This is a genomic window from Micromonospora aridisoli (assembly GCF_056150025.1).
Genome location: NZ_JAXCFK010000002.1, coordinates 693,380 through 706,515, shown reverse-complemented (window position 1 = coordinate 706,515; position 13,136 = coordinate 693,380). Strand labels below are relative to the sequence as shown.

At 71.6% G+C, this 13,136-nt stretch carries 10 protein-coding genes; 5 read left to right on the top strand and 5 right to left on the bottom strand.

Annotated features, from left to right (window positions below; translation table 11 throughout):
* Position 1 precedes the first annotated feature (1 nt).
* From SM447_RS06810 to SM447_RS06800, 3 genes are all read left to right on the top strand, one after another.
* Positions 2-1,477 carry a hypothetical protein gene (locus SM447_RS06810; protein ID WP_474571845.1) on the top strand — a complete coding sequence of 492 codons (1,476 nt, stop codon included), beginning with the start codon at positions 2-4 and terminating at the stop codon, positions 1,475-1,477.
* 257 nt (positions 1,478-1,734) lie between these two features.
* Positions 1,735-3,582 carry a 2-oxoacid:acceptor oxidoreductase subunit alpha gene (locus tag SM447_RS06805; protein ID WP_474571844.1) on the top strand — a complete coding sequence of 616 codons (1,848 nt, stop codon included), beginning with the start codon at positions 1,735-1,737 and terminating at the stop codon, positions 3,580-3,582.
* The gene (locus SM447_RS06800) at positions 3,575-4,612 is read left to right on the top strand and encodes a 2-oxoacid:ferredoxin oxidoreductase subunit beta (protein WP_474571843.1); all 1,038 of its coding nucleotides are present in this window, start codon (positions 3,575-3,577) and stop codon (positions 4,610-4,612) included. The genes SM447_RS06805 and SM447_RS06800 overlap by 8 nt, the downstream gene beginning before the upstream one ends.
* Before the next feature lie 13 nt (positions 4,613-4,625).
* Here the strand turns inward: SM447_RS06800 and SM447_RS06795 are convergent, their stop codons facing one another.
* A complete protein-coding gene (locus tag SM447_RS06795) occupies positions 4,626-5,639 on the bottom strand; it encodes a potassium channel family protein (RefSeq protein ID WP_474571842.1) in 1,014 nt (337 codons plus the stop codon).
* Positions 5,640-5,800: 161 nt separating this feature from the next.
* On the opposite strand from SM447_RS06795, the gene SM447_RS06790 reads away from it, so the two are divergent.
* A complete protein-coding gene (locus SM447_RS06790) occupies positions 5,801-6,481 on the top strand; it encodes a helix-turn-helix domain-containing protein (protein ID WP_474571841.1) in 681 nt (226 codons plus the stop codon).
* Positions 6,482-6,688: 207 nt separating this feature from the next.
* A complete protein-coding gene (locus SM447_RS06785) occupies positions 6,689-7,270 on the top strand; it encodes a ClpP family protease (RefSeq protein ID WP_474571840.1) in 582 nt (193 codons plus the stop codon).
* Positions 7,271-7,306: 36 nt separating this feature from the next.
* Here SM447_RS06785 and SM447_RS06780 read toward each other — a convergent pair whose 3' ends face one another.
* The 4 genes from SM447_RS06780 to SM447_RS06765 all read right to left on the bottom strand — a co-directional run bounded on the left by SM447_RS06780 (position 7,307) and on the right by SM447_RS06765 (position 13,126).
* Positions 7,307-10,201: a FlgD immunoglobulin-like domain containing protein gene (locus SM447_RS06780; protein WP_474571839.1), complete on the bottom strand. Its 2,895-nt coding sequence runs from the start codon at positions 10,199-10,201 to the stop codon at positions 7,307-7,309.
* Between the two features lie 194 nt (positions 10,202-10,395).
* Positions 10,396-10,995 (bottom strand): hypothetical protein, encoded by a 600-nt coding sequence (locus SM447_RS06775; RefSeq protein ID WP_474571838.1) that lies wholly within the window; start codon positions 10,993-10,995, stop codon positions 10,396-10,398.
* Positions 10,992-12,326 (bottom strand): hypothetical protein, encoded by a 1,335-nt coding sequence (locus tag SM447_RS06770; RefSeq protein WP_474571837.1) that lies wholly within the window; start codon positions 12,324-12,326, stop codon positions 10,992-10,994. The genes SM447_RS06775 and SM447_RS06770 overlap by 4 nt, the downstream gene beginning before the upstream one ends.
* Entirely contained in the window at positions 12,323-13,126 is an 804-nt protein-coding gene (locus SM447_RS06765; RefSeq protein WP_474571909.1) for an ABC transporter ATP-binding protein, read from the bottom strand. The genes SM447_RS06770 and SM447_RS06765 overlap by 4 nt, the downstream gene beginning before the upstream one ends.
* Between the last annotated feature and the right edge of the window lie 10 nt (positions 13,127-13,136).

The window sequence follows — 13,136 nt, the reverse complement described above, 5'->3', positions numbered from 1 at the left end:
CATGGGCCGCCTGCACGGACGACGCGCCTGGCGTCGTACCTTCGCGTCCGCCTGCGCCCTCGGCATCGCGATCGGCGCGGGGCTCGCCGTCGGGCCGGGCGCGGTGGCGGCCGTGCCGCCGGTGAGCCGGGCCGCCGAGCCGGGTCCGTACAGCCCGCCGGCAGAGCCGACCGACGAGCCCGAGCCCACCTCACCCCCGCCCACCGTGGAGCCGCCCGTCGAAACCAGCGCGCCCGCGTCACCGTCGACGGGGCCCACGCCGGGTGCCAGCACCGGCGGGCCGACCCCGAGCAGCCTGCCGCCCGCCACCCCCTCCGCGCCCCGGACCACCTACTCCCCGCCGCCCCGGCCGCCCGCGCCCACGGTGGCGCCCCCCGTCTCGTCCGGGGTGAAGGTCACCACCGGCGACCTGACGTTGTCCACCGGCTACTGGTACGCCGCCAGCACGGTGGCCACCCTGAACGTGACCGTCACCAACACCGGCACGGCGAGCGCCCGCGTGCGCCTCACCTACTCCCTGCCGCCCGGGCTCGGCGACGCCGGCACGGACGGCTGCGCCACCGCGGGGAGCCGCGAGTACCAGTGCGGCCAGTGGACCACCGCCCCCGGCGCGCGGTTCAGCACCAGGCTCCGGATACGGGTCGACGGCGATGCCTGGCGCCGGATGCCGCTGGCCGGCTCGGTACGCGTCACGGCCTCCAGCGAGGCCGGCACGGCGAGTGACGACGAGGGCTTCGCCGTGCTCTTCCCGCCCGGCCCACCGACCCCCGGGATCACCATGTCGGCCGGCGAGGTCACCTTCGACGCCGAGGGCGTCAGCGAGGGACTTCTCGTCCGGTTGGGCAACACCGGGCGCGTCGACGCCACCGGCCGGGTCGACGTGCTGCTGCCCGCCGGGGTCACCGTGCCGGTGCCGCCGGCCGGCTGCGTCGCGGTGGCCGCGACACGTACCAGCTGTGATCTCGGTCCGGTCCGGTCGGGGCGTACCGGCGAGCTGCGGTTGCCGATGACGGCGACGCCGCAGGCGCAGCGCGCCGCGCCGCTGTCCGGCGCGGTGATCGGCCGCCTCGACCCACGCCAGGGTGCCGGGCGGCGGATGCAGCTCAGCTTCCGGATCACCGCGACGGCGTCGGAGGAGTCCGTGGTGGTGCCGCCACCCGCCCCGGTGGGTACCTCGGACCTGCGCCCCGCCGGGGCCGCGCCCGACGACGGCACGGCGCTCACGTCGAGGCAGCGCACGGCGGTGCTGCTGATCGCGGTTTCGGTGCTGCTGGTGCTCCTCGTCGTCGGGCTGGCCGTCGCGAGGCTGCGTCGCCGGGCCGCGCCGGCCAGGAGCGCGATCGCGGAGGTGGCCGGTGCGGCCGACCGGACCGGGCCGGCGGATCCGGCGGACGGTGCGGGACCGGAGGCCGGAATCTGGTTCCGGGCTCGGCGGCCGGCTCGGACCCACGACCGGCCGGGCTGGGACGTGCGGTGATATGGATTACGGCGGTGCCGGCGAAACACCGCAAGTGACCACATAAACCCTCACATTCCGATCCCAGTCGGCGGACCTCCGGGCGGGGTGGGCCCTCGATTCGACGTAGGCTCTCGGTGAGGGAAGGACAGGCGGGCCGGACGTTCACGGACGGCCGGTGCAGCGGCGCGTCAAGGAGGTCTCGTGGCCGAGCAAGGCGAGGTCACCATCCAGTTCAGCCGGCCGCGCCACGGCGCGCGACGTAGCGAGGTGCGGCCGTGAGCAAGCAGATCCGCCAACTGGAACGGGTGGTCATCCGGTTCGCCGGCGACTCGGGCGACGGCATGCAGCTGACCGGAGACCGATTCACCTCCGAGACCGCGCAACTGGGCAACGACATCTCCACGTTGCCCAACTTCCCCGCCGAGATCCGGGCTCCCGCCGGCACCCTGCCGGGCGTGTCGAGCTTCCAGGTGCACTTCGCCGACTACGACATCCTGACCCCCGGCGACGCGCCGAACGTGCTGGTCGCGATGAACCCGGCGGCGCTCAAGGCGAATCTCGCCGACCTGCCGCGGGGCGCGGACATCATCGTCAACACCGACGAGTTCACCAAGCGCAACCTGGCCAAGGTCGGCTACGCGAGCAGCCCGCTCGACGACGACACGCTCGCCGGGTACGCGGTGCACCCGGTGGCGCTCACCTCGATGACGATCGGCGCGCTGGCCGAACTCGACGTGTCCAAGAAGGACGCCGAACGGGCCAAGAACATGTTCGCGCTGGGTCTGCTCAGCTGGATGTACTCCCGGCCGTACGAGTCGACCCTGCGGTTCCTGGAGCGCAAGTTCGCCAAGCGGCCCGAGCTGGTCGCGGCGAACGTCGCCGCCTTCAAGGCGGGTTGGAACTTCGGCGAGACCACCGAGGACTTCGCCGTCCGGTACGAGGTCAAGCCGGCCAAGATGCCGCCCGGGACGTACCGCAACATCACCGGCAACGCCGCGCTGTCGCTCGGCCTCGTCGCCGCTGGTGTCCGCTCCGGTCTCCCGGTCTTCCTCGGCGCGTACCCGATCACGCCGGCCTCGGACATCCTGCACGAGCTGAGCAAGCACAAGCGGTTCGGTGTCACCACCATGCAGGCCGAGGACGAGATCGCGGCGATCGGCGCGGCGCTGGGCGCCTCGTACGGTGGCGCGCTGGGCGTGACCACCACCAGCGGTCCGGGCGTCGCGCTCAAGAGCGAGACCATCTCCCTGGCGGTGGCGCTGGAACTACCGCTGGTGATCGTGGACGTGCAGCGGGCCGGGCCGTCGACCGGCATGCCGACCAAGACCGAGCAGGCCGACCTGAACATGGCGCTGTTCGGCCGGCACGGCGAGGCGCCGGTGGCGGTGATCGCGCCCAAGTCCCCGTCCGACTGCTTCCACGCGGCCCTGGAGGCGGCACGGATCGCACTCACCTACCGCACCCCGGTGATCCTGCTGTCGGACAACTACGTCGCCAACGGCTCCGAGCCGTGGCTGCTGCCCGAGGTGGAGTCCCTGCCGGACCTGCGGGTCGAGTTCGCCACGGCACCCAACGGCGAGGACGGCACCACCTTCCTGCCGTACCTCCGCGATCCGCAGACCCTGGCCCGGCCGTGGGCGGTGCCCGGCACCCCGGGTCTGGAACACCGCATCGGCGGGCTGGAGAAGGCCGACAAGACCGGCGACATCTCGTACGACCCGGCGAACCACGACTACATGGTGCGGACCCGGGCGGCCCGCATCGAGACGATCCCGGTGCCGGACGTGGAGGTGGAGGACCCGGACGGCGACGCCCGGGTGCTGGTGCTCGGCTGGGGCTCGACGTACGGCCCGATCGGGGCCGCCTGCCGAGCCCTGCGGCAGCGCGGTCTGCCGGTCGCGCAGGCGCACCTGCGGCACCTGGCCCCCATGCCGGCCAACCTGGGCGCGGTGCTGCGCTCCTACGACCGGGTGGTCATCCCCGAGATGAACCTCGGCCAGCTCGCCCACGTGATCCGGGGTCGCTACCTGGTCGACGCGATCGGCTACAACCAGGTCCGCGGTCTGCCGTTCACCGCCGCCGAGCTGGAGACGATGCTGGAAGAGGTCCTGAAGAATGTCTGAGCCCGTCGCCCTCAAGCTCACCGCCAAGGACTTCAAGTCCGACCAGGAGGTGCGCTGGTGCCCCGGCTGCGGCGACTACGCGATCCTCGCCGCCGTCCAGCAGTTCATGCCGGAGCTGAACATCCCCCGGGAGAACATCGTCTTCGTCTCCGGGATCGGCTGCTCGTCGCGCTTCCCGTACTACATGAACACCTACGGGATGCACTCGATCCACGGGCGGGCGCCCGCGATCGCCACCGGCCTGTCGGTCTCCCGGCCGGACCTGTCGGTCTGGGTGGTGACCGGTGACGGTGACGCCCTCTCCATCGGCGGAAACCACCTGATCCACGCGCTGCGCCGCAACGTCAACCTCAAGATCCTGCTGTTCAACAACCGGATCTACGGTCTGACCAAGGGCCAGTACTCCCCCACCTCCGAGGTCGGCAAGATCACGAAGTCGACGCCGGTCGGATCGGCCGACGCGCCGTTCAACCCCCTCTCGCTGGCGCTCGGCGCGGAGGCCACCTTCGTCGGCCGGACCATCGACTCCGACCGCAAGCACCTGCAATCGGTGCTACGGGCCGCCGCCGAGCACGAGGGTTCGGCCTTCGTGGAGATCTACCAGAACTGCAACATCTTCAACGACGGGGCGTTCGAGCAGCTCAAGGAGCCGGGCACCCGCGACGACTACCTGATCCGTCTGGAGCACGGCCAGCCGATCACCTTCGGCAAGGACGGGCAGTTCTGCGTCGTGCACCCGCCCGGTGGCTTCGGCCTGGAGGTCCGCGAGACCGCGGCGACGGCAGCGGAGGACATCGTCGTGCACGACGCCACGGTCGATGACCCGGCATACGCGTTCGCGCTGTCCCGGCTGCCCGGCTTCGACCTGCGGAACACTCCGATCGGGGTGTTCCGTTCGGTGCGCCGGCCGTCGTACGACAGCGTGGTGCAGGGTCAGTTGGCCGACGCCCGAGCCACCGTCAGCGAGACGCCGGAGCAGCAGCTTGCCGGCCTGCTGGGCAGCGGCGACACCTGGACCATCGTCGGCTGACCCGAGCCCAGCGTCAGGGCAGGTTGTTCGCGGTGGGCCGGTCGTCGCGGACGTGCACCAGCATGTCCCCGGTCTCGACGACCGCGCCGGCCCGGTCCGCCAGCGTGACCACCTTGCCCCGCCGGACCAGCGCGATGACCAGCGAGTCCAGCTCGCGTGGCGACTTGCCGACCTCGTGGCGCTCGGCCGAGCGCATGGCCAGCGCCATGCCCTGGCCCGGGGTGAGCAGATCCTCCACCACGTCGATCAACGGCGGCGCGGAGGTCGACAGCCCCAGCAGTCGGCCGGCGGTCGCCGACGAGACGATCACGTGGTGCGCGCCGCTCTGCTTGAGCAGCGGCGCGTTCTCCGCCTCCCGGGCGGCGGCGATGATCCGGACCTGACCGGCGGTGAGCTGCCGTACGGTCAACGCCACCAGCACCGACGCGTCGTCGCTGTCGGTCGCGATGATCACCGCCTTGGCGGTACGCACATGGGCCTGGTTGAGCACGGACGAGCGGGTCGCCGAACCCTCGATGGCGACCAGCCCGTTCGACGTGGCCTGGCGCAACGCCGGGCCGTCGCGCTCCACCACCACGATCCGCGACTTGTCCAGGCCGTTCTCCATCAGCGCGGAGATCGCGCTACGCCCCTTGGTGCCATAGCCGCAGATGATGACGTGGTCCTTCACTTTTCTCTCCCACCGGTGCAGGCGACGGCCGGTCCGGTACTGCTCGGTCAGGACCTCAAGGGTGGTACCGACCAGGATGATCAGGAACAGCACCCGGGCCGGGGTGATGAACAGGACGTTGACCAGCCGGGCTTCCTGCGTCACCGGCACGATGTCGCCGTAGCCGGTGGTCGAGAGGGACACCACCGCGTAGTAGAAGCAGTCGAGCAGCGTCAGGCCGTCTTCGTTGTTGTCCGCGTACTGGTCCCGTTCGAGGTAGACCACGGCCACCACGGCGAGCACCAGCCCGACGGCGGCGGCCAGCCGTAGGCTCAGGGCGCTGAGCGGGCCTCGCCGCTGCGCGGGAAAGTGGATCACCAGGGGGCCTGCCCCGCCTCGATCGCCTGCACGTCCACAACATAGCCGCTGACCCGGGAACCGCACGGCCGGGTGGCGCGCAACGGGCAGGGTACGGCGGGCCGGCCGGCGGACGGGCATGATGGGACGGTCAGCGCAGGAACGGCGAGAGTGAGGCCCGCATGTCGTTGCTGAGACGGGTGATCGGCGCGGTGCTGCGCCGCGAGCGCCAGCGTCAGGGCCGCACGCTGCGGGAGGTCGCCCGGGCCGCCGGGGTCTCCGTGCCGTACCTGTCCGAGGTCGAGCGTGGCCGCAAGGAGGCCTCCTCCGAGGTCCTCGCGGCGATCTGCCGGGCGCTCGATCTCCACCTCTCCGACCTGCTCGAAGAGGTCCGCGACGAGCTGCGGCGGGTGGAACGCCGACTGCCCGCCAGCGGTCCGGGCAGCTGGGTGCCGACCACCCGGCCCGGCAACCCGACGGCCACGAGCGCCGGACGCGGCACGGACGGGTCCGTCCAGCCCGTCGCCCGCCTCAACAGCGTCGGTTTCGGGTCGGACCTGACCGGTGCGATGGGCGGCAGCCACCTGGCCGACGGCGGGTTCGGCGGCGGGTGGGGCCGCTCGATGGTGCGGCTCGGCGACACCGGGCCGACCGCCGGGTTGGACGACGCCCCGGTCGGCGGGATCAGAGTGATCGCCTTCGCCGATCAGACCGGTCCGGTCCATCTCGTCACCCGAAGGCCACTGCTCCGTGACAGGTCACCGGGCCGCCGGTCGGCCGCCCCGCCGCGCCGGGCCAGGGCGCTCAGACGATCCCATGCCCGCCGAGTTCCGACCAGCCGCGCGGCCGTCGGCATTTCCTGAGGGCAGGATCTCACCCTGAAGTCAGGCTGACGAGCAGACTGGTCCGGCCGCACGGACCGGCCCGGACGGGGCTGACTGCCCGCCGTTATGCCGTCGGCGGATCTGCCCGGGGCAGAACCGCTGGATGGGCGGCACCGGCGCGGCGCAGGCTGGAGGTGCCGGTCCCCGGACGCTTGCGTCGTCCACCGGCGGGTGGAGGTGGACGCCATGATCACGATGCTCGATGACGGACAGCGGACCTTCGGTGACCAGGTGTTCGAACGGCTGCTGCGGGAGCGGATCGTCTTTCTCGGCAGCGAGGTGACCGACGAGATCGCCAATCGGATCTGCGCCCAGATCCTGCTGCTCGCCGCCGAGGACCCGGAGCGGGACATCACCCTCTACATCAACTCACCCGGCGGTTCGGTGAGCGCGGGCATGGCGGTCTACGACACGATGCGCTTCGTCCGGAACGACGTGGCGACGCTTGCCCTGGGGCTCGCCGGCTCGATGGGCCAGTTCCTCCTCTGCGCCGGCACGGCTGGTAAGCGGTACGCCCTGCCGCACGCCCGGATCCTGATGCACCAGCCCTCCGGTGGCATGGGCGGCACCGCCTCCGACATCACCATCCAGGCCGAGAACATGCTGCACGTGAAGCGGACGATGCAGGAGTTGATCGCCCAGCACAGCGGGCGGACCCTGGCCGAGATCCAGCGGGACTGGGACCGGGACCGCTGGTTCACCGCCGAGGAGGCCCGGGACTACGGCCTCGTCGACCAGGTGGTGACCGCCGCCACCCAACTCCCCTGACAACCCTCCAGCCGTCAGGCGCGGCCGCCATTGACGTCACCGACGGACGGTCACCGCCTTGCTGGTCGCCCTGCCGTCCACATGGCCCGCCTTCCGGGCAATCACGGTGACGGTCAGCTTCTTGTTGCGCATCGACGACTTCAGCTTCAGCGTCTTGCCCGTCGCGCCCTTGATCAGCTTGCCGTTCAGCCGCCATTCGTACCGGTACGAGTCGGCCTTCGGCGACCACGCGCCGACCAGGGCCTTCACCGTACGGCCTACCTTGGCCGTACCGCTGATCGACGGCTTCTTCGTCGCCTTCGGCGCCTTGCCCTTGGCGACCTTGGCCGAGGCGGCCGAGGTCGCCACGCCGTTCGGGTGCCCGCTACGCTTCGCGGTCACCCGGACGGTGAGCCGCTTGCCCACCATCGACGCCGCGATCTTCAGAGAGGCGCCGGTCGCCCCCTTGATCGCGGTACCGTTCGCCGACCACTGGTACGCGTACGAGGTGGCCGCCGGACTCCAGGTACCGGGTACCGCCTTCACCGTCGAACCGACCGCGAGGGTGCCCGAGATCGACGGCGCCTTCGTCGCCTTGAGCTGCGCGGGTGGCGCAGGCGCGGCGAGCGGCGGGCCGGCGACGCTCAGGGCACCGCCCACACCGTCCGCGGGCTGGACGGTGAGCGTCCAGGTGAAGGCGCCGTCCGCGACGGCACCGCCAGCCGCGTCCTTGCCGTCCCACGAGGCGCTCAACACACCGCGGGCAGACGAACCGGAGAGCGTACGGAGCGTCCTGCCGGCCGCGTCACGGAAGCTGAGCTGCCAGGACGCGGCGGGCTTCGACAGCCACCAGGTGCCGGACCAGGCGGCGGCCGAGCCCGACACGGTGGCATCGATGACGCTCAGCGCGGAAGCCGGGATTCCGGTCGGCACGATGTGGACCCGCTGTTGGGTGTCGGCGTAGGCGACCGCACCGCCGAACCGGTCCACCGTCCACGAGGTACGCGGCCCATCCGGACCCAGGTCGTCCGCGCCGACCAGCATCCGGGTGGGCCGTTCACCGTGCAGGTCGATCAGCCGCAGGCCGCCGTCCGGGCCGCTGACCTCTTCGACGAGGTATCCGTCGCCGAGGAGCACGTTGCGCGCCGGTGCGGCGAGGTGGCGCTTGGTCACCCGGTCGTACACCCCCGAGCCGAACTCGTAGCCGAGGTAGTCCACGCAGGCCCAGTGCACCCAGCGGCCGACCGCCTGCAGGCGGGTGGCGACGCACCCGTTGCTGGTGGTGAACGTTTCCACCACGGTCCTGCCCGGCAGTTGGGTGGCGGTCACCACTCCGGAGGACGCGGAGCCGCTCCACAGCGTGGAGCCCCAGACGGCCGCGCCGACCCACTCCCGCTGCTGGAGGACGACACCATCGGCTCCGTACCGGAACTCACCGATGTACTGCGTGCTCCGCGTCCCGCCGTCGATCACGGCGTACCGACCGGAGAGGTCGGTGAGGGTCGGGGCATAGTGCTTCGTGTCGATGGTCGGGCCCCAGGCGCCGTCACCGTTGGCGTACAGCACCGTCAGGTCGCGGTCGGTGGGCTCCTCGCGGCCGTGGTAACCCGTGCCGTCGGCGAACATCCGGATGCAGCGCGACTCCTTCTCCGTCAGACACGAGCCGTCGTCACCGCTGACCAGCCCGTCCAAGGTGGACCCCTCGACCGCCGGGGTGCCGCCGGCGGCGGGAATCGTCAACCAGGTACTGCGGTACGCGCCGAATACGTCGCTGGGCGAGTACGCGGTGCTGCTGTCGGCGGTGCTGAGGATGCCGCTGCCGAGGGCGAGCCCGTGGATCTGCGCCGGCATCGGCTGCACCGGTGTCACCCGGTGACGCTGCGCGGAGCCGTCGGCAGCCAGGGCGATCCGGTAGATCCCCCAGTCCAGGTCGCCCTGTTCGACGTACTGGTGTGCGCCCGCTACCAGCGCGGAGCCGTCCGGCGCCTGGACGATCTGGCGTGCGGCCGGATCCATGACCTTGGACCGCCGCGCGCCGCTCACATCGGTCCGCTGGGCCCAGAGCGGCTGCCCCCGGTAGATGTTGTTGCCCGGCCAGACCGGCTCCACGGAGAGCAGCGTGGAGCCGACCATGCCGTGGGTCGCCTCATAGGAGAAGAAGCCCGTGTCGACGGTGCGCGGCTCCACCGACAGGTCGCTGCGGTCGAGAACATCCAGCTTGGACCGGCCGCTGCGCAGTCGCAGCACCGAGTCGGCAGTGAGCCGGAAGCCACTGACCTCCCAGCCGTTCTCCGGGTCAGGCCGGTCGGGCAGCTCGGTGAAGGCGCCGCTGGCGACGTCCACCAGGCCCCAGTGCCGCCACTGGTCCACCTGGTCCGCCGTCTTGTACCGCAACAGGACGGAGGTGGCGTCACCGTCCTCGACCGCCACCTCGGTGAGGTCGGCGGGGAGCCCGGTCACCGGAGTGTCGGCACCGCCGCGCAGCAGGTGGTACGTCAGCTCATCGGTGCGGGTCAGCACCGTGTCGCCGAAGGTGCCCTGATAGGAGCGGCCCTCGGGCAACGGCACGGTGCTGCCTCCGGAGGCGCCCCGGAACAGGGTCACCCGTGGCGACGGCTCGGTCGAGTAGACGGCGACCGTGTCGGAGCCCGCTCCGTACCAGCCGGGGTGGAAAGAGGCGGCCGACGGCCACCAACCGCCGAAGTCGTACCGCACCGGGGCGGGCAGCCGCTGATCGAGGGCGGTGGCCACGCCGGTGGCGTACTCCGTCCACAGCAGGCGGTCGTCTCCCTCCTGCGCCCAGAGGAAGCCGGTGCTGCCGGCGTTGAGGATCTGGGTGGCCCGGGGAATGAACCGCTGGGCGGCGGGCAGTACCAGCTCCCCCGCAGGCGGCGGCGTCGCGGCCGCCGGCGCGGGTACGGCCGCGAGCGTGCCGACGAGACACACGGCCATGGCCAGGGCAGCAGAGTTGCGTGTCGTCCGCGTGACGGACCGTCGCCCGGATGGGGCCACCGTTCCTCCTCAGGAACCACAAGAAAGGCGGTGAGGTGGAACGGCAGCGCCCTGATCGAAGTCCCCCGCTGCGGCGCCCTCACGCACATGGAGGCCGCAGCATAGCAACGGAAGGATCATGACGTGATCCCTCGTCAGGTGGCCTGTTCGGAGGACTCTCGGCGAGCCGGCCCGGCGATCGAGTAGGTGATCAGCCCGCCGAGGGCGAGTACCACGGCCGTCACCATTGCGGCGCCGCTGTCCGGTGGCTGGCCCTGCCAGGTCGCGGTCGCGCCCCAGGCACCTTGCTGGGGGTACATGACCGCGACGGTGGTCCAGCCCACCGGTAGGAACCACGATCTGGCGGCACCGACCACCGTCGCGCACAGGGCGGTCAGCCCCAGCAGACCGGCGGCGTCGCGGGCCACCAGAGCGGCCGGCCCGAACCGGGCACCGGTGTGCAGGGTGGCGAACAGGACCGCGAGGACGACCAGCAGGCCGGCGATCAGGTGCACCGCGCGCCACCAGGGCCAACGCAGGGACGCGGTCCGCTCCAGGTTCTCGTCGGGACCGGCGAGGGTTGGCGACAACACCGCGACCATCAGCAGGACGGTCATGACGACCACCATCGCGGTGACGTCCCGTTCCTTGGTCAGGCCCAGGCAGAGCGCCCACACCACTGCCGCGCCACCGACGGCCGCGGCCAGGGCCAGCGGTACGCGCCGCGAGCGCAGGTACAGCATCGTCCAGGTCACCGGGCACTCCCGGACAGGATGCCGGTTACGTCCTCGCAGGCCCGGAGGGCGTTACGGACCGCCGTGACCCGCGCCAGAGCCTCGTCGTCGGAGAGTTCACGCAGTCCCTGCCACAGCGCGACCGCCTCGGCGTTGATCTCGGGATCCTCCTCGATCATTCCGGGGATGACGCCGACGTCAGACTGCGGCTCGCGGCCCAGGAGCCAGTAGGCCGCCGCCCGCTCGACCACATCGTCGCGGTTCCGGCACTCCCCGTCGTACGGGACACCCAGCCCTCTGACCACCTCGGGAACAACGGCGGCCGGGTGGGCGAGCCCGCCACGTCTGTCGATCCGCACCGGAATCCTGACAGCGCCGTCCTCAGGCGCTTCGAGTTCGCCGGACAGGACCACGCGGGTGTCCTCGTGCACGGCGGTCGGCGCGTCAGGCAGTTTCGCCAACGCCGTCAGGCCCTCCCGGGCCAACGGGGTCAACGCCTCAAGCACGTTGGCGTGCACCCGGCTGACGCACACCGTCGGTGTGTCGTCGGTACACACCAGTTCCCGCGCGACCGGATCGACCGGCCAGTTGAGCACGTTCTCGTCCCGGGGGACGACCGCAACCGCCACGGTGAACCCGAGCAGCACCGGCACCAACGCCGCCGTACGGGCACGCCAGCCACCGGCCACGAACAGCAGCAGACCGGCGGCGGCGAGCGCGGCCATCGAGATCGCGAGCGCACCGCTGACCCGGTTGTCGATCGTCTGGTAGTCGTGGAACGGAACCGTGCCGTGGACCGGAGAAATCGCCGCCGCCAGCCAGTCCGGGGTACGGATGACGCTGAGGAAGACCAGCAGGACGCCGGCCACCGCCAGCGCCGGAGCGGTCACCAGGGCGGGAAGCAGACGTCCGATGCCCAACCCGAGCCACGCCGCACCGATCAGGGACAACGCACCGACCCCGGTGACGACGGCGAAGTTCAGCAGGGGCCGGTGCTGGGCGGTGCTGACGATCCAGCCGATGCCCGCCACGGTCATCAGCAGGTAGGCGACCGTGAGGGTGAGGGCCATCGCGGCGAGGGTGGGCAGCATCCGCTGGGCACGCGGCCGAGCGGTGGTGGTGAACAGTTCGCCCACCTTCGCCCGGTGCTCCCGGCGGCCCTGCCAGGCGCCTGCGGCGAGGGCCAACGGCCACAGCAGGAGTAGGTACTCCCGGCTGGTCATGGCCAACGCCATCCAGCCACTCGACCAGCGGCCGGTTGCCGCATAGAGCGCGCCGACCCCGATCACCACCGTGAGCAGGCCGGCACCGAGCGCGGCGGAGCGGCGCAGTTCGATCCCCAGGATGTTCATCGGGCAGCCTCCGCGCGGTGCCGACGGAGCACGGCGGAGTAGCCGCGTTCGGCCGGGCTGTCACCGGCGTCGCCCTGGTCGCCCTGCGTGGTCAGGCCCTCGGGAGTCCCCTGCCACACCAGTCGGCCCTCGTTGAGCACGACCACGTCGGTGCAGGCCGCCACCACATCCTCCACCAGATGGGTGGAGACCAGCACGCAACTGTCGGTGCCGAGATCGCGCAGCAACTCACGGAAGTCGAGTCGCTGCTCCGGGTCGAGGCCGACGGTCGGCTCGTCGAGCAGCAGGAGCTGCGGATCGTTGACGATGGCCTGTGCGATGCCGGCCCGGCGCAGCATGCCACCGGAGAGGGTCTTCAGTCGGGCGTCGGCCTTTGCGGTCAGCCCGACCCGATCGATGGACCGTTGCACGGCCGCCGCGATACCCGCCTTGGGCATCTCCTTGAGCCAGGCCATGTAGCCGACGAACTCGCGGACCGTGAACCGCGGGTAGAAGCCGAAATGCTGCGGCAGGTAACCCAGGGCGCGGCGGACCGAGCGCAGATCGGATCGGCCGTCGACCGAGCGCCCGAGCAGCGTCAGCCGCCCGCCGGCGGGCGCCAGGACGGTCGCCAGGGACCGCATCAGGGTGGTCTTCCCGGCCCCATTCGGGCCGAGCAGCCCGTGCACCCCGCCGGTCAGGGCCAGATCAAGACCGTCCACGGCCAGGTGCCGCCCCGCCCGGACCCGCAGACCCTGCGCGTGGACCGCCCAGGGGTGAGTGGTGACGGCCGTCTCGGCCGCACTCACGGCACGCATCATCATCGTCTCC